This window comes from Sphaerisporangium sp. NPDC088356, assembly GCF_040685555.1.
Classification (GTDB): Bacteria; Actinomycetota; Actinomycetes; order Streptosporangiales; family Streptosporangiaceae; genus Sphaerisporangium.
In genome coordinates, this window is the sequence record NZ_JBFBIK010000061.1 from 16,219 (window position 1) to 36,828 (window position 20,610).

The 20,610-nt window shown below is 69.0% G+C and carries 22 protein-coding genes; 17 read left to right on the plus strand and 5 right to left on the minus strand.

Going from position 1 to position 20,610, the window contains the following annotated elements; genetic code table 11:
• Nucleotides 1-255: 255 nt before the first annotated feature.
• The gene (locus AB0O34_RS22135) at nucleotides 256-648 is read right to left on the minus strand and encodes a DUF3224 domain-containing protein (RefSeq protein WP_363918104.1); all 393 of its coding nucleotides are present in this window, start codon (nucleotides 646-648) and stop codon (nucleotides 256-258) included.
• A 203-nt stretch (nucleotides 649-851) separates the two neighbouring features.
• Between AB0O34_RS22135 and AB0O34_RS22140 the strand changes: the two genes are divergently transcribed.
• The gene (locus tag AB0O34_RS22140) at nucleotides 852-1,829 is read left to right on the plus strand and encodes an alpha/beta fold hydrolase (RefSeq protein WP_363918106.1); all 978 of its coding nucleotides are present in this window, start codon (nucleotides 852-854) and stop codon (nucleotides 1,827-1,829) included.
• Nucleotides 1,830-1,847: 18 nt separating this feature from the next.
• Here AB0O34_RS22140 and AB0O34_RS22145 read toward each other — a convergent pair whose 3' ends face one another.
• The gene (locus AB0O34_RS22145; RefSeq protein ID WP_363918108.1) at nucleotides 1,848-2,606 is read right to left on the minus strand and encodes an IclR family transcriptional regulator; all 759 of its coding nucleotides are present in this window, start codon (nucleotides 2,604-2,606) and stop codon (nucleotides 1,848-1,850) included.
• 101 nt (nucleotides 2,607-2,707) lie between these two features.
• On the opposite strand from AB0O34_RS22145, the gene pobA reads away from it, so the two are divergent.
• From pobA to AB0O34_RS22160, 3 genes are all read left to right on the plus strand, one after another.
• Nucleotides 2,708-3,880, plus strand: coding sequence for a 4-hydroxybenzoate 3-monooxygenase (gene pobA, locus AB0O34_RS22150; RefSeq protein ID WP_363918110.1), 1,173 nt, complete (start codon nucleotides 2,708-2,710; stop codon nucleotides 3,878-3,880).
• Nucleotides 3,881-3,976: 96 nt separating this feature from the next.
• Nucleotides 3,977-4,807 carry an MBL fold metallo-hydrolase gene (locus AB0O34_RS22155; protein WP_363918112.1) on the plus strand — a complete coding sequence of 277 codons (831 nt, stop codon included), beginning with the start codon at nucleotides 3,977-3,979 and terminating at the stop codon, nucleotides 4,805-4,807.
• A 12-nt stretch (nucleotides 4,808-4,819) separates the two neighbouring features.
• On the plus strand, nucleotides 4,820-5,743 hold the full coding sequence (locus AB0O34_RS22160) for a DUF72 domain-containing protein (RefSeq protein WP_363918114.1): 924 nt from the start codon (nucleotides 4,820-4,822) through the stop codon (nucleotides 5,741-5,743).
• 7 nt (nucleotides 5,744-5,750) lie between these two features.
• Here AB0O34_RS22160 and AB0O34_RS22165 read toward each other — a convergent pair whose 3' ends face one another.
• From AB0O34_RS22165 to AB0O34_RS22175, 3 genes are all read right to left on the minus strand, one after another.
• Nucleotides 5,751-6,524: an arylamine N-acetyltransferase gene (locus tag AB0O34_RS22165; protein WP_363918115.1), complete on the minus strand. Its 774-nt coding sequence runs from the start codon at nucleotides 6,522-6,524 to the stop codon at nucleotides 5,751-5,753.
• A gap of 83 nt (nucleotides 6,525-6,607) precedes the next feature.
• On the minus strand, nucleotides 6,608-7,246 hold the full coding sequence (locus AB0O34_RS22170; RefSeq protein WP_363918117.1) for a class F sortase: 639 nt from the start codon (nucleotides 7,244-7,246) through the stop codon (nucleotides 6,608-6,610).
• 1 nt (nucleotide 7,247) lies between these two features.
• Nucleotides 7,248-7,565: a hypothetical protein gene (locus AB0O34_RS22175; RefSeq protein ID WP_363918119.1), complete on the minus strand. Its 318-nt coding sequence runs from the start codon at nucleotides 7,563-7,565 to the stop codon at nucleotides 7,248-7,250.
• A gap of 185 nt (nucleotides 7,566-7,750) precedes the next feature.
• Between AB0O34_RS22175 and AB0O34_RS22180 the strand changes: the two genes are divergently transcribed.
• From AB0O34_RS22180 to AB0O34_RS22240, 13 genes are all read left to right on the plus strand, one after another.
• Nucleotides 7,751-8,434 carry a response regulator transcription factor gene (locus AB0O34_RS22180; protein WP_363918121.1) on the plus strand — a complete coding sequence of 228 codons (684 nt, stop codon included), beginning with the start codon at nucleotides 7,751-7,753 and terminating at the stop codon, nucleotides 8,432-8,434.
• Complete coding sequence (locus AB0O34_RS22185) at nucleotides 8,431-9,876, plus strand: HAMP domain-containing sensor histidine kinase (protein WP_363918123.1); 1,446 nt, start codon at nucleotides 8,431-8,433, stop codon at nucleotides 9,874-9,876. The genes AB0O34_RS22180 and AB0O34_RS22185 overlap by 4 nt, the downstream gene beginning before the upstream one ends.
• On the plus strand, nucleotides 9,873-10,472 hold the full coding sequence (locus tag AB0O34_RS22190) for a hypothetical protein (RefSeq protein ID WP_363918125.1): 600 nt from the start codon (nucleotides 9,873-9,875) through the stop codon (nucleotides 10,470-10,472). The genes AB0O34_RS22185 and AB0O34_RS22190 overlap by 4 nt, the downstream gene beginning before the upstream one ends.
• Nucleotides 10,473-10,619: 147 nt before the next feature.
• Nucleotides 10,620-12,017 carry a hypothetical protein gene (locus AB0O34_RS22195; RefSeq protein ID WP_363918127.1) on the plus strand — a complete coding sequence of 466 codons (1,398 nt, stop codon included), beginning with the start codon at nucleotides 10,620-10,622 and terminating at the stop codon, nucleotides 12,015-12,017.
• A gap of 160 nt (nucleotides 12,018-12,177) precedes the next feature.
• On the plus strand, nucleotides 12,178-12,675 hold the full coding sequence (locus AB0O34_RS22200) for a DUF1772 domain-containing protein (RefSeq protein ID WP_363918129.1): 498 nt from the start codon (nucleotides 12,178-12,180) through the stop codon (nucleotides 12,673-12,675).
• A 471-nt stretch (nucleotides 12,676-13,146) separates the two neighbouring features.
• On the plus strand, nucleotides 13,147-13,269 hold the full coding sequence (locus AB0O34_RS22205; RefSeq protein WP_363918131.1) for a hypothetical protein: 123 nt from the start codon (nucleotides 13,147-13,149) through the stop codon (nucleotides 13,267-13,269).
• Between the two features lie 359 nt (nucleotides 13,270-13,628).
• Nucleotides 13,629-14,210, plus strand: coding sequence for an SMI1/KNR4 family protein (locus tag AB0O34_RS22210; RefSeq protein ID WP_363918133.1), 582 nt, complete (start codon nucleotides 13,629-13,631; stop codon nucleotides 14,208-14,210).
• 192 nt (nucleotides 14,211-14,402) lie between these two features.
• The gene (locus AB0O34_RS22215; RefSeq protein WP_363918135.1) at nucleotides 14,403-15,365 is read left to right on the plus strand and encodes a LuxR C-terminal-related transcriptional regulator; all 963 of its coding nucleotides are present in this window, start codon (nucleotides 14,403-14,405) and stop codon (nucleotides 15,363-15,365) included.
• 127 nt (nucleotides 15,366-15,492) lie between these two features.
• Nucleotides 15,493-16,701 carry an aromatic ring-hydroxylating dioxygenase subunit alpha gene (locus AB0O34_RS22220; protein ID WP_363918137.1) on the plus strand — a complete coding sequence of 403 codons (1,209 nt, stop codon included), beginning with the start codon at nucleotides 15,493-15,495 and terminating at the stop codon, nucleotides 16,699-16,701.
• A gap of 124 nt (nucleotides 16,702-16,825) precedes the next feature.
• Entirely contained in the window at nucleotides 16,826-17,293 is a 468-nt protein-coding gene (locus tag AB0O34_RS22225) for a hypothetical protein (RefSeq protein WP_363918139.1), read from the plus strand.
• A gap of 56 nt (nucleotides 17,294-17,349) precedes the next feature.
• Complete coding sequence (locus AB0O34_RS22230) at nucleotides 17,350-18,717, plus strand: NADH-ubiquinone oxidoreductase-F iron-sulfur binding region domain-containing protein (RefSeq protein ID WP_363918141.1); 1,368 nt, start codon at nucleotides 17,350-17,352, stop codon at nucleotides 18,715-18,717.
• Nucleotides 18,717-18,971 carry a ferredoxin gene (locus AB0O34_RS22235; RefSeq protein WP_363918143.1) on the plus strand — a complete coding sequence of 85 codons (255 nt, stop codon included), beginning with the start codon at nucleotides 18,717-18,719 and terminating at the stop codon, nucleotides 18,969-18,971. Before AB0O34_RS22230 ends, AB0O34_RS22235 begins: the two co-directional genes overlap by 1 nt.
• Before the next feature lie 83 nt (nucleotides 18,972-19,054).
• Complete coding sequence (locus tag AB0O34_RS22240; RefSeq protein ID WP_363918145.1) at nucleotides 19,055-20,548, plus strand: cytosine permease; 1,494 nt, start codon at nucleotides 19,055-19,057, stop codon at nucleotides 20,546-20,548.
• The last annotated feature ends 62 nt before the right edge of the window (nucleotides 20,549-20,610 follow it).

Below are 20,610 nucleotides of genomic sequence, written 5' to 3' on the forward strand. Positions count from 1 at the left end.
TTCTGAACCTGCCCGCACATAGATGGAGCCTGACGGTCGGCGTGCGCGCTGGCGGACGAGTCGTGCGCTGACGGTCGAGGCGGTCTGGACGGTCGGCTCTGGTGGGACTGGCGACCTGACCAGAGCCGGCCGTACGCCATAGAGGACCCGCGTCGGAACCGCCGTACGCCATAGAGGACCCGGCATACCCCATTAAGGACCCCGCGTCGGAACCGCCGTACCCCATTGAGGACCCAGGCCAGAGGGTGCAGGAGATCAGTCCAGGTCGTAGTCCAGGTGGAAGAGATGCTTGCCGTCGTCGGGGATGATCTGTCCCCCGCCGTGGATCCCCACCAGCTCACCGGTTCCGGAGTCGGGCAGGATGGTCCAGCTCAGCGACCGCTCGCCCCCCGAGCCCGAGGCGGTGTGGTGCAGCACGAAGGTGCCCTTCCTCCCCTGCACGCCACCGGTGAAGCGCTCGAACCCCACGTACGCCGCCGAGCCCTCGACCTGCGCCGTCGCCGTGATGATGTCGGCCGTGCTGGTGCCTTCGAGATCCCCGTGGAACGTCTTGGTCACATGCACGCGGGCGAGCGTCGCCCCCTCGCGCTCGTCGAAGGTGTGCGGCTCCCAGGTGTCGATATCGAAAGTGCCGTTCGCGCGTGGCACAGCAGCCCTCCTTTGATGGTGGTATGCACGCCATCCTTCTCGCCAAGGCTGACGCCTCCTGTCAGGTATGGAGCCTCACTTCCCTGAGAGCCCCCGCCACGGACATCGACCAAGCAGCAAACCCGTCGATAACATGCGAATCGCGGCGCCCCCGCCGACACGCATCCTGCAGCCCGGTGACCTCGACCCGCGTGGAGAAGGCAATGACCCTGTTCGACATGCCACTGGCAAGCCTCCGCGACTACCGTCCGGAGCGCGACGAACCCGCCGACTTCGACGCGTTCTGGAAGCAGACCCTCGACGAGGCGGCCGGCCACGACCTCGCGCCGGAGTTCGCCGACCACGACGCACCGCTGACCGGTGTTCAGGTCCAGGACACGACCTTCGCCGGGTGGGGCGGCCACCCCATCCATGCCTGGATGCTGGTTCCCACGGGCGCCACCCGGTTGCCGTGCGTGGTGCAGTACATCGGCTACAGCGGGGGCCGGGGGCTCCCGATCGACCACCTGGTCTGGCCGGCGGCCGGATTCGCGACGCTGGTCGTCGACACCCGCGGCCAGGGCGGGTCCAACCCGGCAAGCCCCGGTGGCACCGGCGACCCGCACGGCGGCGACTTCGCCACGGCGCCGGGCATGATGACCCGGGGGATCATGGACCCCGAGCAGTACTACTACCGGCGGGTCTTCACAGACGCGGTCCGCGCCGTCGACGTCGCGGCGGCGCACCCGGCCGTGGACGCGAACAGGATCGCGGTCGCAGGAGGCAGCCAGGGCGGCGGCATCGCCCAGGCCGCGGCGGCCCTGCACCCGGACGTCAAGGCCGCGCTGATCGACGTGCCGTTCCTGACGCACTTCCGCAGGGCCGTCGAGATCACCGACCGCGACCCCTACCAGGAGATCGTGCGCTTCCTGGCCTCGCAGCGTGACAGCGAGGAGCAGGTGTTCCGCACCTTGTCGTACTTCGACGGGCTGAACTTCGCCGCCCGGGGCCGGGTGCCCGCCCTGTACTCGGTCGCGCTGATGGACTGGATCTGCCCGCCGTCCACGGTCTTCGCCGGCCACAACCACTGGGCCGGACCCAAGGAGATCACGGTGTGGCCCTGGAACGGCCACGAGGGCGGGGGAAGCCGCCAGCACGAGATCCAGCTCCGCCACCTGCGCAGGCTCTTCTCCGTCGCCTGACCTCGCACGCCCGAGAGGTCAGGGCGTGGTGCGGCCGTACGCGCGGGCGATCTGCTGGGCGCAGGCGAGCAGCGGCTCGACGAGCTGGGGCAGCTCCCGCGCCCGGCGGGAGGACAGGACGACGCCGAGGGCGGCGATCGGCAGGCCGTCCACGATGATCGGCGCGGCGGCCGAGCACGACCCCAGGGTCATCTCCTCGTAGGTGAACGCGTACCCCTGGGCGCGTACGGACGCGAGCTCCCGCGCGAGCCTTCCCGGCTCGGTGACGGTGTGCCGGGTCGGCCTCTCCAGCTTCCGGGAGAGGTAGGAGCTGATGAACCACTCGGTCTCGTACGCGAGGAGCGCCTTGCCGACGCCGGTGGGGTGCATCGGCAAGCGGGCGCCCGTCCGGGAGAGGATCGGCACGGCCCGCCGCCCGTACACCTTGTCCACATAAAGCACCTCAAGCGCATCGCGGACGGCGAGGTGGACGTTCTCGCCCGTGCCGCCGAACAGCTCCTGCAGCCACGGGTGCGCCACCTCCAGCAGGCGGCGGGGGGCGAGCTGGCCGAGCTCCCAGACCCGCAGGCCGATGTGGAAGCGGCCGTCGCCGTCGCGGCTCAGCGCCCGCGACGCTTCCAGCTCGCGCACCAGCCGGTGGGCCGTGGTGAGGGCGACACCGCTACGGCGGGAGATGTCGGTCAGGGTCAGCAGCGGATGATCGGTGTCGAAGGCGCCGAGGATGGCCAGCACCCGGGATGTCACTGATCGCCCGGGATCACGGGATCCGCCGGCCACCGCACCCCCCTTGTCCACACGCTGTGGATATTGTGCATCAACTTCCGCTCAGCGGAAGGCGAAGCTCGTACCGGACCTCCTCGCCACAGGATGCTCCTCGTATGCGAACTCAGGTCGGAATCATCGGGGCAGGTCCGGCAGGCCTCCTTCTGTCCCATCTGCTGCACCTGCGGGGCATCGAGTCGGTGGTGCTGGAGCTGCGCAGCCGGGACTACGCCGAGAAGCGGGTACGGGCCGGCGTGCTGGAGCAGGGGACGGTCGACACCCTCGTCACGTCGGCCGTGGGGGACAGGCTGCTGCGGGAGGGCCTTCCCCACCACGGGATCGAGCTGAGATACGGCGGGACGGGGCATCGCATCGCCTTCGAGAAACTCGTCCCGGGACGGGCCATAACGGTCTACGGCCAGCAGGAGGTCGTCAAAGACCTGATCGCCGCCCGGCTCGCCGACGACGGAGACCTCCGGTTCGAGGTGGACGACGTGGCCCTCCACGAGATCGACACCGACCGGCCGTACATCACCTTCGGCGGCGAGCGGCTCGACTGCGACTTCATCGCGGGCTGCGACGGCTTCCACGGCGTGTCACGGCCGTCGATCCCCGAGGGGGTGCTGACCGAGTACGAGCGTGAGTACCCGTTCGCGTGGCTCGGCATCCTGGCCCGGGTCAAGCCGTCGGCCGAGGAGCTGATCTACGCGCGGACGGAGCGCGGGTTCGCCCTGCACAGCATGCGCTCCCCCGAGATCAGCAGGTTCTACCTCCAGGTCGCGGTCGACGAGGACATCGCGGACTGGCCGGACGACCGTATCTGGGCGGAGCTGAAGGCGCGGCTGGAGACGGTCCCGGGCTTCGTCCTCGCCACGGGGGAGATCATCGACAGGGGCGTCACGCCCATGCGGAGCTTCGTGGCCGAGCCCATGCAATACGGCAGGCTGTACCTGGCCGGGGACGCCGCCCACATCGTGCCACCGACGGGGGCCAAGGGCCTCAACCTGGCCGTGGCGGACGTACGCCTGCTGACCAAGGCGCTCGCCCACTGGTACGAGACCGGGTCAGGTGAGCTGCTGGACGGCTACTCGGAGGCGTGCCTGAAGCGGGTCTGGCGGGCGCAGCACTTCTCCTGGTGGATGACGACGCTCCTGCACACCTTCGACTCCGACGACGCCTACGGTCACCGGCTGCAGCTCTCCTACCTTGACTACGTGACGTCCTCGGAGGCCGCGGCGGCGACGCTGGCGGAGAACTACGTGGGCCTGCCGTACGGGCCGACGGAGTGAGGGCTTCCCAGCAGGTCAGCCCCTAGGCCGCCCCCGAGCCGAGGCGATGCCCTCCCATGTGCTTAACCTGAAATAACAGGAGACGGGGGGATTGACATGCCCGACGCAGCAGAAGCGAGTGTCTTCTTCATCGGAAACGCCACCACGCTGATCCGCTCTCATGGCTTCACCCTGCTGACCGATCCGAACTTCCTGCATCGCGGCCAGCGCGCCTATCTCGGCTGGGGCATCAGCACCCGCCGTCGCACCAATCCGGCGATGGAGATCAGCCGGCTTCCGGAGATCGACGCCGTCGTGCTGTCCCACATGCACGGCGACCACTGGGATCGCGTGGCCCGCGATGGGCTGGATCCAAGCTTGCCGATCATCACCACGCCCCACGCCGCCGAGCGGCTCAGGCGCCAGGGGTTCGGCAACGCGATCAGCCTGGAGACCTGGCAGGACCGCCGGCTGCGCCGCGGGGACAACACCCTGAAGATCACCTCCCTGCCGGCACGCCACGCACCGGGGATCGCCGAGAAGTTGCTCCCTCCCGTCATGGGAAGCATGCTGGAGTTCGGCCAGGACGACGGCGAGGTGAGCCTGCGCCTCCACATCAGCGGGGACACGCTGCTGGACGAATGCCTCGCGGCGATACCCAAGCGCTTCCCGGAGATCGACCTCGCGATCGTCCACCTGGGCGGCACCAGGCTGCTCGGGACCCTGCTGGTGACCATGGACGGCATGCAGGGCGCCCACTGGGTCGAGCTGATCAACCCGAACTACACGCTGCCCGTCCACTACGACGACTACGAGGCGTTCTCCTCAGGGCTGGACGACTTCCGCCACCACGTCAACCGCCTCGGTCTGTCGGGCCGGGTCCGCTATATCACGCGCGGCGAGACCTACCACATCCTCGGCCGCCGGACAGGACACGGAGCCCGGTAGCGGCAAGCCCTCGTGGGGGACATCCTGGTCGGTACGGCGTCGTGGACGGACAAGACACTCCTGCGGTCCGGCTGGTATCCGCCGGACGTCACGACGCCCGAGGAGCGGCTGCGGTACTACGCGAGCGTCTTCCCGCTCGTGGAGGTCGATTCGACCTACTACGCGACACCCGCCGAGGAGACGGCGCGGCTCTGGGCGCAGCGGACCCCGCCGGGCTTCACCTTCGACGTCAAGGCGTTCTCGCTGTTGACCTGTCATCCGACCCGTCCCGCGGCGCTGCCGAAGGACCTGCGGGTCGAGATGGCGCCCGGCAAGAAGAACCTCTACGTACAAGATCTGGACCCGGCCGTGGTTGATCAGGTGTGGGAGCGCTTCGTGTCCGCGCTCATGCCGCTCTGGGAGGCCGGCAGGTTCGGGGCGGTGCTGTTCCAGTTCCCGCGCTGGTTCCCGATCAGCAAGCGCAACAAGCACTACATCCTGGAGTGCAAGCGACGCTGCGACCCGCTGAGGATCTCGGTCGAGTTCCGGAACCGGACCTGGATGACCGAGGAGAACCAGGCCGAGACCCTCGATTTCCTGCGCTCCTACGCGATCCCGTACGTATGCCTGGACATGCCGCAGGGTTACCCGTGCTCGATCCCGCCGGTCGTCGCGGTCACGTCCGACCTGGAGATCGTGCGGTTCCACGGCCGCAGCGACAAGTGGACCAGCCGCGACATCTACCAGCGGTTCGGCTACCTCTACTCTCCCGAGGAGCTGAAAGAGTGGACGCCCAAGTTGTGCGAGCTCGCCAGGGAGACCGCCAGCACACATGTGCTCATGAACAACTGCTACCGCGACTACGCCCAGACCAACGCCCGCCAGCTCGCCGACCTGCTCCGGGCCATGCCGGCCTGCCCGGTGCGACCACCGCCCGCGCAGCCGCGCGACGGCTGAGCCCTGCTCACTCCGACGCGGTGGCCACGGTGGGCACCCTGTCGAGGGTGATGCCGAAGTACGTGCGGTAGGCGGCGAGGACGTCGGCGTCGCCGTCCAGCACGTGCTCCCGGCGCTCGCCGTCGACGGTGCTGATGAGCTTGGTGCCGCTCAGGGTCACCCGGCCGGGCTCGGTCATCAGCGAACATGTGAGCGACCGGGTGAAGTGGGACAGCGGCGAGGTCTGCTGCCACCAGCAGGTCGGGACGAAGTCGCCCAGTTCGTACGGCCGCAGGTCCAGCCGGTACTCCGGCCTGCCGTCCAGGATGACGTCCACGTCCCCGCCGTGCTCGGTGATCCGGAAGACCCCGCCCGGATCGTGCTGGTCGTCCCTCGCTTCAAGGCGCAGCGGGTGCCGGCTGAACTTCCCGAAACCGACGTCGACCAGCCACGGCTCGTCCAGATCGACCCGCAGGGCGAGATGGTCGAACGGCGGCCCAGGGCGGTCATCCTCGAACACCCGGGCGGACAGCAGCGTCACCTGGTAACCGAGCGCGGTGAGCAATGTGCCGAAGGCGCCGTTGAGTTCGTAGCAGAACCCGCCCCTCCGGCGATCGACGACCTTCTCGACGAGCGACGGGCCGTCGAGCACGATCGGCTCGCCCAGGTGGATGCTGAGGTTCTCGAACGGCACCGACAGCAGGTGCGCGTGCTGCAGCCGCCGCAGCGCCTCGGCATCGGGACGGTCGGGCCGCGCGGCACCGATCCTGGCCAGATAGGCGTCCACCGCTGAGTCCTTCATCCGGCTCTCCGCATCGAGCGCGCCGACACACTTCCCACCCCGCCATACTGCCGCAGAGCAGTGCTCACCGCGGACGTGCGCCGCTACCGGGTCAGGCGGGCGTAGACGATCACGTTGCTCGTGTAGTGGCCGGTCCGCTGGTCGAAGGTGCCGCCGCAGGTCACCAGGCGGAGGCCCGCGTGGTCGAGCGGGCCGTACACGCGCTGGGTGGGGAACCTGTTCTTGGCGACGAGTTCGACCGACTCCACCACGAACCGGGCCACCGAGCCGTCCACGCGGGTCACGGACATGGCGTCGCCGGCACGCATGCGCCCGAGGTCGTAGAAGACGCCTTCGCGCCCTCCGCCGTCGACGTGGCCGAGGATCACCGCCGCGCCCCGCTCCCCGGGAGTGACCCCTTTCTCGTACCAGCCCGCCTGCTCCGGGTGCTCGACCGGCGGGATCTGCACCGTTCCGTCCGGCTTCAGCCCGAGCCGGCCGAGGGACACGTGGACGCCGATCTTCGGTACATCCAGGCGCCGGGGGGCGGACCGTACGAGAACGGGATCGACTGCGATGGCATGAGGAATCAAGGCGGGGTCGAGCGACACCGCCTGTGCGGGCGGGGACGGAGGGACGTCAGGGGGCAGCAGGCCACGGCCGACCAGTACGGCCCCCGTCAGAATGGCGGCGGCGGCCGCCACGCCCAGGGCATGACGGCCGCCGCGTCGTACTCCCGGCATGTCAGGCGTGGTCGCTCGCACGACGGCGCAGCACCAGCGCGCCCATCCCGGCCCCCGCGGCGAGAAGGGCACCGCCGAACGGCACCAGGGGGTTCGCCCCAGGGCCGCCACCGGTCTCCGGAGCGCCCCTCGGCACGTCCCTGGCCGGCCTCGGGGTGTCCGTGTCCTTCACCGGCGCGGCACTCGGGCGGGCGGCCTGCTGGCTCGGCACGGGCTTGGGGGTGGCCTTGGGACCGTCGTCGGCCATGGCCGGCCCGGTCACGGTCAGCATGGCCACACTGAAAGCGGCCGCGGCTAGTGCGGTACGGGCGAATCGCATACATCCTCCTCAGCGGTGGCGGGCGGAGAGACCCCGCCGTCGCGCACCGGACACAGACGTCACTGGTCGGGAACGAGCTCGATCGTGGCAGTGAAATGTCCGCTGACCATGACCGGATTGTCATGAGCCTGTAATGGATGTCCCAATTGCGGGTAAGCCGCCCGAGCTCGGCTGATAATTGACCGGTGGCCAGGGTGATGCTGATCGAGGACGACCCGTCCGTACGGGAGGGCCTTCGCCTCTCACTCAGCCGGCACGGGCACGACGTCGACGTGGCCCGGACAGGCGAGGACGGCCTGAAGCGGCTGCTGGAGGCTCCGGCGGACATCGTCGTGCTCGATCTGATGCTTCCAGGACTCGACGGGTTCGAGGTGTGCCGCCGGATCCGGGCCGGTGGGCCCACGCCCATCGTCATGCTCACAGCCCGTGGTGATGACCTTGATGTGGTGAGCGGGCTTGAGGCGGGGGCCGACGACTACGTCGTCAAGCCGGTCCGCCCGCGCGTGCTCGAAGCGCGGATCCGCGCGGTCCTGCGCCGCGTGGGCCCCGCCGCCTCGGCGGTCACCGCTCAGGAGACCCATGGTGACCTGGTCATCGATCGTGGCTCGCTCACGGTGTCCAAAGCCGGGATCCCGCTCACCCTGCCGCCGATGGAGCTACGGCTGCTCCTGGAACTGTCCGCCGCGTACAGTCAGGTCTTCAGCCGCCAGCAACTGCTGGAGTCGGTCTGGGAGCTCGACTTCCTCGGCGACTCCCGCCTGGTGGACGCGTGCGTGCAGCGGTTGCGCACGAAGATCGAGGACGTCCCGTCCAGGCCTCGTTACGTGCAGACCGTACGCGGGTTCGGGTACCGGTTCGGACCTCTGTGAACCCGGTGTCCCGGCGGCTCCGCCTGCCGATCTGGGTACGGGGCCTGCGTGCCCGCCTGGTGATCGTCTTCGTGCTCCTCGCCGGGCTCAGCGCGCTCACCGCCGCCGGGCTGATCTACCGTCAGGCGCGCGACCTCATGCTCACGCGTACGGAATGGTCGGTCATCAACGACTTCCGGCTGCGCGTGGCGACCCTCACCGAGAACATGCAGCACCCCCCTGACCGCGCGGCGCTGCAACAGCTGGCCAACCGGGTGGCGCCGTCGTTCCTGGAGGCCACCGGCGCCGCGGCATACCGCGACTCGGGGCTGATCGCCTCCCGGGACGACACCGGCGCCGTCACCCCCCAGCTGCGCCGCACCGTCGTCGGGCGCAACCGGCTCTTCTACCAGCGGGTCATCAGGTCCGGCACCCCGTACCTGGTGGTCGGCACGCCGGTGATGCTGGGCAAGAAGGCGGCGCCGTCCGGCGTGCAGGTCTACCTGGTGACACCGCTCACCAAGGAGGAGGGGGACGAGGCGGCGCTGGTCACCGCGGCGCAACACGGTGTGATCCCCGTCGTGGTGCTGGCCGTGGTATTCGCCCTGGTCGCCGCGCGCGGGGTGCTGCGCCCGGTACGCGATCTCGACCGGGCCGCGCGCAGGCTGGGTACAGGGGAGCTGGACACGCGCCTCAAGGCGAGCGGCAGCGACGAGCTGGCCAGGCTGGTGAACACCTTCAACGCCACGGCCGCCGCCCTGGAGACGAACGTCTCGGAGCTGCGCGGCATGGAGATCAAGGCCCGCAGGTTCGTCGCCGACGTGTCCCACGAGCTGCGCACTCCCCTGGCCTCCATCCTGGTGATGGCGGACATGTTCGAGGAGGAGGCCGGCCGCCTCGAAAGCGATCTCGAAAAGGCGGCCCGCCTGATGAACCTCGAGGTCGGCAGGCTGGTACGGCTGGTCGAGGACCTCATGGAGATCTCACGGTTCGACGCCGGAGCCGCCACGCTCATCCACAACGACGTCGACGCGGCGGACGCCATCCGAGCCTGCCTGCGCACCCGCGGCTGGACCGACCGGGTCGAACTAACGCTGCCCCCGGGGATCCGGGTCCGGCTGGACCCGCGTCGCTTCGACGTGATCGTCGCCAACCTCGTGGGAAACGCGCTCGACCACGGTGCGCCTCCGGTGACGGTACGACTCAGCGATCACGGAGAGGGCGTCGTCGTCCAGGTCGAGGACAGGGGCGAGGGGCTGGACCCGCGGATCCTCCCCCACGTCTTCGACCGTTTCTACAAGGCCGACGTGGCGCGGGTGAGATCCGAGGGCAGCGGGCTCGGCCTGGCCATCGCCCACGAGAACGCGCGCCTGCACGGCGGCGACATCGAGGTGGCCAACCGGCCGGGCGGCGGGGCCGTGTTCACCCTGTCCCTGCCGCGCGGCCAGGAGGAGGGCGCATGACCGGAAGGCGTCGAGCACTGGCCGCGATGGCGCCGGCCCTGGTCGCGATGGCGGTGGCACTGGTGGCAGGCTGCGGCATCACTCCGACCGGCGTCACCGACGGGGGCGAGCCGGCGATCGGCTTCCGCCCGAGCACCCGGCTCTATTTCGTGTCGGGCTCACATCTGCAGGTCGTGACCCGTCCCATCCCCTGGCCGCCGCTCAAGGAGACGATCGGCCTCCTGCTCGACGGGCCCACCGCGGCGGAGCGTAAACGGGGGATCGACAGCGAGCTTACGCCCGACTACACGCCGACCAAGGTCACCGCGAGCCAGGCGAAGGTGCGCATCTCGCTACCCCTTCCCAAGCAGGCGGCCGCGCCGCAGGACACGCGGCCGATGCCGACAGCCGTGCCGCAGGACACGCGGCCGATGCCGACAGCCGTGCCGCAGGACACGCGGCCGATACTGTGGATCGGGCAGCTCACGTGTACGGCCGCGAGCGCCCTCGCCGCACGTTCGAACATCGACCCGGACGCCATCACCGTCGTCATCACCCTCGGCGGCCAGTCCGTCGGCTCCTTCCGCTGCTCCCAGTTCCCCCGCGGCTCGCAGTGACCGCCGGCCCGATTCCCTTGCTCGCACCCCTGACGATGGCCGTCCTGCCCGACGCGTGCGGTTGCATGGCGTACGGGTTCGTAGCCATATATGTCGTGATAGATAGTCTTCGCTGTCGTGGCTCGACGATCATGCGTTCTCTGGACGATGGCTTTGCTCACCGCGCTGGGCCCCGACTTCTACTACTGGATCGAATCGCTCCTGACCGGGAACGACGGCATCCAGAGCTACGCCTCAGTGTTCTGGTACCCGTGTCCGAGCAACTGGCTCTACGACCTGATCAGATATCCGGAAGATGTGCTCGTCGACATCCCTGTCTTCTGGTACGGCGGAGCACCGCTGATCGTCTTGGGCTTCGCAGGCTGGTATCTGAGCATCCGGAGCGGGCGTTACGGGCTCGGCAGGATCGCCGCCCGCTCCGCCGCAGCGGCACTACTTCTCCTCCAGCTCCATGACCTCCTACTGGTCGACCTCGACTCGGCACTCAGCCCGCAATGCATGGACTGGCCGGGACCACCGGACATAGTGAACCGGCGCGTGGGCATGGACCTCTACTTCCTGGCTCCCCCGCTCTTGGTGCTGCTGGCCGTACGCTCTCCCCGGCGGGAGTTCGTGCGGCGCGGCCCGCTCGTCCGTACGGCGGTCGCTGTCCTGACGGTCTCGGCGACCCTCCTGCTCGCAGCCGAGTCCACCTCTCCCGGCAGGGTGAGCAGCGAGTACGAACTCGGCTGCACCGGATTCGGTGACGGCCCGGTCAGGGGACTCAGCAAGGCGGAGAAGATCTTCCTGTGCGAGGTCCGTGGCTACTCCTACGACAAGGTGGGTGTCGCCGGGTGGAGTGAGGTTCCCGACCGGGAGGTGCTGGCCCAGGGACACCACTTGTGCGGCCTGGCCGTACAGCATGGGGGCGATGTCAACGCGCAGGCCGTACAAGAGGCACCGCAGGCGTCCTTGGCCGGGTCGCTGGCAAGCCTGTGCCCCGAGGTGGCCCGGACGCAGGAGGCGGACGCCCAGCAGGAGAAAGCGGAAGAGGCCGCGTACGTCGCTGAGAAGGAGAAGGCCTGCGCGGCGCATCCGACGCACCAGCCGAAGATCAGGCCGGTACGGCAGAAACGGGCCACCATGTGGACCGAGTTCTGGACGATAAACGGATGGGACGAGGGCTACGAGGGCACCATCCCTGAGATGGTGGAGGACCTGGTCGGAAGCGAGCGGGGAGCTCTGACGATCTGGGCGGCCGACGAGATCGGGCACGCCTGCGTGACCGCCGAGTCCTACACCAGGCGACCGCCGTTGGAGATCAAGGGCTGGGAGGAGGTGGTCGAAGTCGGCTACGAGAGTCCAAGTGGCTCTCTGAACCTCGTGGACGGTGATGGACAACGCCTACCCGGTCTCACGTCCGCCGGCCCGGGGTCCTACCGGGTCCGGGTCCACCTGCGAGGCCGAAAGCTCGTCACCCAGGTCATCGATGCCCCAGACGGCGCCGTACAACTGCTGATCATGGTGTTCCCCGGCAAGGGGAACGAGTCGATCGTCTACAAATGAGGCCGACCGCCCTTGACTCGGGACGCTTCACCAGCGAGGAGAACCCGGGTTGCGACCTGATAGGGGCGGGCGAGGTCATCGCCCTCGGGGCAATACCCGATTGCCCCCCTTCGCAGAAGAGGTGAATAGTTCGAGCGTCGAGATCTGGGATGCTACTGGCGTGCGGAACAAGTCGGGTAAGCAATCGCGAGCCGTGGCCGTGGTAGCCCGGCTGGGTCAGGTCCACTGGTTCTTCGGCAATGTCTACGAGGCGATGGTCGACATGCCTCAACTGCTGGTGGACGCCCGATCGGACCGGGCGCCGAAGCTCCTGGGTGCCGGAAGCCCGCTGCGCTACTACCTCCCGGTGGCACCGGTGACCCTCGCGGCCACCGCGGCCACTCTGATCGACGGTTGGCGATCCGGTGGTGACAGACGTGTCATCATCACGGCCGCGGTGAGCACAGTATCGGCGACAGCACTGACCGCCTATCTGGTACGAACCGTCAACCTTGCACTATTGCGAAGCAACGAGCCGCTCAGCGCGACGGAAGTCCGCAGGCTTGTTCAGACCTGGCACCGGGGCAACCTGGTGCGCTTGCTGGCCCTCGCTGTCGCGATGTGGGCGCTCCGCCAGGGGGTCCGCACTGCTGATTCCGAGACGGACGGGTCACAGTAGAACACCCCCCGCACGATGTTCCCTGCGGGACGTTCTGGATGGTGGGCCTACCAGGACTTGAACCTGGCACCTCTTCCTTGTCAGGCAACGATCAGCATTCGGTCGCGGGTACTGCTGTAGGCGCCGAGCTGTGAGAACTGTTGCGGAACATTCATACGAGTCCGGCGGTGTGCGCGCCTGTTGTCACGTGGCAGATCGGACCGCAGCCCCTCTCCGTCGGTGCTGACTCAGCTCCCAGTATGGGCACCGGTCGCCGGGCGTTCCACCAAATGGAACAGCGCCGACGGCGCTACGCTGCTGCGTCATGCAGGAGATGCGCCTCGACACTGCTCGGATCCGGGCGGCTCGCCGGGTGATCGATCCGATTTTCTCGACACTCCGCTGTACCGCTGCGAGGCGCTGGAGCCCGACCTCGGGTGCACGGTGAGCATCATACTCCGTTGTGTCCCAAGTCTCAGGAGTGAGCACATCTTGCGTCACGTCCCGCGTACCGTTGGCCTGCTGGTCGCGGCCGTCACCGTTCCCCTGCTCGTCGCCCCCGCCCAGGCCGCCGCACCTGCCGTGCAGATCACGCGGATCTACTACGATACCTGAGCTGGTCCTCGGCCGTCGACTACCGGCACGTGCTGGACCAGGCCAGCCTCGTGTACCTCCGTCATGCCGGTCACGACGCCTATGAGGATCAACCGGCCCTCTATCTGGCGACTCTGCGGGCGTTCCTGGCCGGCCGTCCAGTGCAGGAGTACGAAGGTGACGAGCCTCCGGCCGGCTACGAAGGACCTCCCTGACCACGGCATCGACTCGGAGTCCATGCGCCAGGTCTTCGTGGCCGCGACCCGCTGCCAGGTGGAGCGGTGGGCACTGGCCAGGATCCGGGCATCGCGAATATGTTGCGGGAGACCGTCCTTAACCAGACGGAGCGGAGCCCCGTCGCCCCCGGAAGGACTCGATCAGTGAGAAGTCTCGACGTCCTTGAGGGAGTGCTTGACAAGGTGGTGGGTGGACACCGTCTCGCCCCGGGGCTGCGGGACGCGGAGATCGACGATCTCCTGCGCCCCTCCGGCCTGGTGCTGCCGTGCGAGGTCCGTGCGTACCTGCGCCGGCACGACGGCGCCCAGCCGACATCCCGGGTGGTGGCTCCTTGGCTCATCGGCCACTGGTTGCCGCTCTCGTTGGGAGAGGCGCTGCGGGAGCGTGACCGGCGGCACGCGATGGCCCTGAGGGACTTCGACGGCGACGCCGACGCCGCCGACGACGGGGTCTGGGCCCCCGGTTGGCTGCCGTTGTTCCGGGCAGGCAACGGCTACATCCTCGCCGTGGACTGCCAGGCCGATCCTGCCTCGGCCGGTCCTGCTCCGCTGCTCCGCATGGCCCGGGTCACCCCTACGCCGCCATCGCTGTCCTCGCTGGAGGAGTTGTTCGAGTTCTTCACGCTCGCGCTGACCACGGGCGCCTGGGCCTGGGACGCGGAGCGGCGGCGGTGGATGTTCGATCGCGCGCGGTTGAGCTACCACCCGCTCACGCACCTGTTGTGAACGGCTTGATACTCACACCCGAAGCTCTCATACCAATCTGGACACAGTGCCAGAAACGCGCTGTGCAATGAATTGACAGGGACATAATGTCCCCCCAGAGTCCGCCAGGACCTGGATTGGTGAGTGTGACCGATGGACAATCAGACTTCCCTCGTCCCTCGTCGCGTGTCCATTCCGCTCGACGGACGGGCCATGCGAACGGTCTCCAATGTCGCGGCCCTCGCCTTCGCGGGCGGCCGGGTGGAGGAGCGGATCCAGCTCATCCTGGACGAGCTGCGGGCGGTCGTGCCGTACACGGCGGTGTTGCTCACGGGGTTCGACCCGATCACCAAGAGACAGCGGCCGGCCGTCAAGGTGGGCTATTCGCGGCAGCTTTCGGACTACCTGACCGGCGAGAACTTCCGGGTCGAGATGCTGGAGCCCTACGCGCGCAGCCTGCGAGGGTGGCCCATGCGCGAGTGCGACCTGCCGATCGACCCGCTCTCCCTCCGGCCGATCGCCGAGCACCTCCGGCCGGCCGGATACCCCGAAGGCCTGCTGATGGGGCTGACCGCCGACGGCGGCCGCGACGTCGGCTTCATGATCATGTCGGTTGACGACGCGCGCACCCCGCCGTCCGATGAGGCCGTCACCTCCATCGGGGTCCTCGCCGGAGTTCTGGCCAATCTGGTGGATCCCCTGCGGGACGCGCGCTCGCTGGCCTCCGTGCTGTCGGCGGAACGGACGGCTGTCGCCATCATGCCGGACGGCACGACGGAGGCGGTCCAGGGCGTGACCTCGCCCGAACTTCTTGATCCGGGCTCCCCGTTACGCCAGGCCGTCGCACGACTGGCGCGGGCGAAGCAGGCGGACACCCCCTTCACCTGGCTGGACGACCGGGGAACCTGGTACAGCTGTCGCCTCCTTCGCTGTCGCGACCGGATCTTCGTCCTCATCATGACCGAGTGCGAGCAGCGGTACCGGCTCAGCCACCGGGAGCTGGAGGTGCTGACGCACCTGGCGGCCGGGAGCACGAACGACGAGATCGCAGCCGAACTCGTCGTGACCACCCGCACCGTCCGTGCGCACGTGGAACGCGTGATGGAGAAGCTCTCGGTGCGCTCGCGGTCCGGTGCGGTGGCCCGAGCCCTCCAGGAGGGCCTCATCATCCCTTAGCCACGCCGTCCCCGGAGTGGCTTTTCCGCCAATGTGTTCCTCACCGCTCCATTCCTAGCCTGCTGTCCAGCGGGTGCCCCTCCCGGCACCAGCAGATCATGACAACTCGGCAGAGGCAGGGAGTCAGGTGACTGAGGTTCTGAGCCGTCCGACAGCGAACGTCGTGCAGGCGCTGGTGCAGCAGATCCATGAGCAGGCGGCTCTTCCCCTGGAGGAGAGCCGCCCGCTGCCCACCCGGGCCTACTGGGATCCCGAGTACTACGAGTACGAACTCGAGCACATCTTCCGCAAGGACTGGATCTGCATCGCCCGCGTCGAGGAGGTCCCCGACAAGGGCAGCTACCGGGCGATCGACCTGGCGGGCGAGCCGCTCATGGTGGTCCGCGGCAACGACGACCAGGTCCGCGTCTTCTCCCGGGTCTGCCGGCACCGATACGCCGACCTGATGGGCGGCGAGCGCAGCGAGGAGGAGCGGATCAGCGGCTGCGTGGCCCGTTTCGAATGCCCTTACCACGCCTGGATCTACCGGCTGGATGGGAGCCTGCTGAGCGCGCCCGAGATGTCGGCACGGCCGGGATTCGACAGGGCGGCGCACGGCCTGCGGGAGATCCGCAGTGAGATCTGGCAGGGGTTCGTCTTCGTCAACCTGGACGCGGACACCGACATCCCGTTCGACATGTCCCTGGTCGCCGAGACGCAGGGAGGCTACGACCTCACCGACTGGCAGATCGCCTCGGTCATCGACTGGGGGGAGTCGAAGGTCAACTGGAAGATCGTCGTGGAGAACTTCCTCGAGGTCTACCACCACATCGGCATCCACAAGAACGTGCTGCAGCCGCTGTGGCGGCTGGGCAGGTGCGAGCAAGGTCACCACACCGGGTCGGACTTCTACTACGCGCGGATGATGGCCGGTCCCGACGTGGCGATCGGCGAGGAGGACGGCCATCTGCTCCACCCGCTGTTCCTCCCGGCCAAGACAGGACTGAGCGCCTTCGAGCGGTCGCACACCCTGCTGCTCTCCAAGTTCCCGGCATACCTGTGCGCGCCGGGGCCGGACATCACGTTCTGGTTCCGTTCGCTTCCCACCGGACCGGAGACCCACCGTCTGGAGATCCATTTCCTCGTGCCGAACGAGCACCTCGGCGCGGAGGACTTCGAGGCCAAGATCCAGGAAGCGACCGAGTTCCTGAGGGTCGTCCAGACCCAGGACGCCAGCGTGAACGAGGCGGTGCAGGCCTCGGCGAGGTCCAAGTACGCCACAGGCGGAGTGCTTCAGGCTCACGAGCAGCCGCTCTGGCAGCTCCAGAAGTACCTCGCGTCCCGCCTCCCCGCGTAGGAACCGGCCCGCGCAGGAAGCGGCCCGCGCAGGAAGCGGCCCGCGCAGGACCGACTCCCCGACCAACGCTCGAGGGGACACGCTGCGCCCCCGAGTTCTCAGAACAGGAAGGAACCGCGAAGAAATGGCTCAGCGAGAGGTGATGTGGATCTCGGGCGGCCTGGCCCAGTGGGGCCGGCAGGTCCCGCTGCGGGGCAGCACCGAGCTGAAGACGGTCGGCTACGAAGCCGACCTGGTGACGAAGGTAGCCGTTTCGGGGCAGGAACCCGCTTACTTCAGGACGCTGTTCACCGGGCAGGACGAGGTCGCCCCCGACGGTTCGGTGCCCCGCGGCTACGGCGCGGTGCGGCTGGAAGACCTGCGCACCGACGAGCTGCTGCTCGGTCACGTCGACTGGTTCATGGTGGACGGCCGGGACAAGGGAACCATGACGATCGACGGCGGCACCGGACGGTGGAAGGGCGTCACCGGGACCGTGGACCTCGACCTGGAATTTGGCACCGCCCGCAGCGGCGACTCCGTCACCAGCGGAGCCCCCGTCCTCGTCATGGGCTTCCTCGAGGGCACCGGGCACTTCTCCTTCCCGGACTGATCTCCCTCCGGCCGGTTCACCAGCCGGCTCCCCTCCTTCGTCGAAGGGTGCACATCATGGTCGTGGATCCCCTGGCGTCCCCGTTCGCCCTGCATGAGACGTATGGCTGGCGGGGAGACGACCGCGGTCTCCTCGGTGCCACGCCGTTCGTCCGGGAGACCCGCGACGAGTACACGTCCCGCGGTGGCTACCGGAACCTCAGCAGGTCGGGGACCGCCGCGGATCGCCTGGAGCGGCTCGCCGGCGCTCCAGGCATGGGCAACCTCCTCGGGCGCGGCGGCGCCGCCTTCCCCACGTTGGTGAAGATCCGGGCGGTGGCCCGGGGGGCCGCCACGGCGTCGGCGCCACCGACGGTGGTGGCGAACGGCGCGGAGGGCGAGCCGCTCAGCGTCAAGGACCGCTACCTCCTGCGCTACCGGCCGCACCTGGTACTGGACGGGCTGCTCACCGTCGCCGCCGCGCTGGGGGCGACGGAGGCGTACGTCTACGTGGCCGACACGGCGGCCCGGTCGGCTGTGCGGGCCGCCCTTACCGAACTCGGGGACTCGATCGCCACGGTGGTCCACGTCTTCGCCGCGCAGGACACCTACGTCGCCGGCGAGGAGACCGCCGTCGTACGGGCGTTGACGACCGGGATCGCCCGGCCCACCGACAAGCCGCCGCGGCCCTTCCAGGTCGGTGTGCGGGGTGCTCCCACGCTCGTGCTCAATGTGGAGACACTGGCGTGCGTCGCACTCGCGGGGCTGCCGGATGCCCGGCCGGCGGGCGGCACCTTCCTCGCCACGGTCTCGGGGGCCGGCCGGCCGCCGCGACTGTACGAGCTCCCCACCGGCCTGCCGCTCGGAGAGCTCCTGCGCGAGCACCTTGGCCGGGAGGACTCCGGCTTCAACGTGCTCATCGGTGGTTTTTTCGGCGGCCTCATCCCGGCCTGGCCGGACCTGGAGCTGAGCCACCATGGCGTGCGGCGGCGGGGCGGCGGCCTCGGCTGCGGCTCCCTGCACCTGCTCGAGGCCCCGGCCTGTCCCGTCAAGGTCGCCGCGGACGTCGTCGCGTACTACGCGCGGCACAACGCGGGGCAGTGCGGAATGTGCATGGCCTCGTCCGCCGGGATCGCGGCCACCCTCGCCGAACTGGGCCGCCCCCGGCCGGGCGTCCCGTACGCGGAGCTGTTGCCCAGATGGGCGGCCCAGCTTCGCGGCCGCGGCGCCTGCGCCGTTCCGGATGCCATCGCCGGGCTGCTGCGCACGCTCCTGCACCACCACCCGCAGCAGGTGACGCGGCATCTCGCCGCGGGTTGTCCCCAGTGCGGCCAGGTGGAAGGCGACCCCCGGTGGGGGCACCTGCTGGTGACGCTCCCGCCTTCCGCGGACGAACCGACGATCGCACGGGCCCGCGAGCCCGTGCCGAGTGCGATGGGCAGCTGATGAGACTACGTGTCGATCCCGGCAAGTGCCAGGGGTACGCCATCTGCCTCGAGGTGGCGGCCCGGCACTTCACCCTCGACGACTGGGGGTTCGCGCAGGCGCTGGTCGTCGACGTGGCGGCCGAGGACGTCAAGGCGGTTACCGAGGCGATCGAGGAATGCCCGGTAAGGGCCATTCGCTGGATCGCCGGCCCACCGGGCGCGGACACCCCCGGCACCGCTTCTCCCCCTGCCGCCCCCGGCGAAGTTCGTTGACCTCGCTCCACTGCGCCCCACCACCCGGGACCACCACCACAGCCCCTCCATCCAGGGTGGACTCTACGACTGGAGACACGCCCATGACACCGACGCAGACCACCCCCCCGCATCGGCCATCCTCTGACGAGGTGGGCCAGATCGAGACGCGCGGAGTCGACTTCATCCCCCCAGAGGACCGGCAGGATCGGCCGAGGGATGTAGGCACCGTGTTCCTGGGCGCGAACATGTGCTTCGGCACGATCGTGCTCGGCGCACTGCCGATTCTCTTCGGACTCGGGTGGTGGGCGTCCTTCTGGGCGATCACCGTCGGCACACTGCTCGGGACCGCCTTCTTCGGACCCGTCGGGCTGATCGGGCCGCGGACCGGCACCAACAGCGCGGTCAGCAGCGGAGCCTTCTTCGGCGTCGTCGGCCGTCTGGTCGGTTCCCTGGTCGTTCTCTTCATCGCGATCGGCTTCTACGCGCTGGCCGTCTGGACCGGTGGCCAGGCGGTGGTGGCGGGCGCGCACAAGCTGTTCGCCCTGCCGCAGGGGACGCTCCAGTTCGCCATCGCCTACGGCCTGATCGGCGTGATAACCGTCGTGCTCGCGCTGATCGGGCACGCCACCCTCATCGCCTCCCAGAAGCTGATCGCCCCGATCGTCGCGGTGCTGCTGGTGGTCGGTGTACTGATCAAACTCCCGGACTTCGACCCGGGCTACGCGGGCGGTCACTACGTGCTCGGCGGCTTCTGGCCGACCTGGGTGCTCTCGGTGGTCACCTCGGCCTCGCTCGCGCTGTCCTACGGCCCCTTCGCCAACGACTACGCCCGGTACCTGCCGGTCAGGGCCGCGCGAGCAGGCGCCTGGTGGGGCAGCGCCGGCATCTTCTTCGGCTGCTGGTTCGCCCTGCTGTTCGCCGCGTACTTCACCAGCATGATGGCTCCGGGAACCACCGACTTCGTCGTCGGCCTCGTCGGGGTCTCGCCCACCTGGTACGCCGTACCCCTCGTCGTGGTCGGGCTGCTCGGTGGATGCGGCCAGGGCTCCATGGCCCTGTACGGCACCGGCCTGGACACCTCCTCGCTCGTGCCGCGACTCAGCCGGGTCAAGGCCACGATCGTCGTGAGCGTGGTCGGCGTGGGGCTGGTCTACCTGGGGGCTCTCGTCTGGGACGCGCTGGGCTTCGTGACCGCCTTTACCACCCTGCTCACCGTGATCACCGCACCCTGGCTGGTCATCAACGTGATGGGGCACTTGGCTCTGCGCGGCCGGTACGTCCCCGAGGACCTGCAGGTGTTCAACGTCGGCACGACCGGCGGGATCTACTGGTTCAGCCGGGGGGTCAACGTGTACGCGATGGCCGCCTGGATTCTGTCGGTCGTGCTCGGGTTGCTGTTCGCCAACACTCCACCGCTGATGGAGGGACCGTGGCGCAACGCCGCGGGGGGCATCGACCTCAGCTTCCTGTCGGCCGCGCTCGCCGCCTTTCTGATCTACGGCGCGTTCCTGTGGCTCGTACCCGCTCGGGCCCTGCCGCGGACCTCGGGGGTCCCGGCGGTCGACCTCGCCGCCGGGGCTGGTCTCGGGTCATAGCCGACACACCTAAACCACGCCCGGCGCGCGTGCGCCGGGCGGCTCACCACTCGACCGAAGGA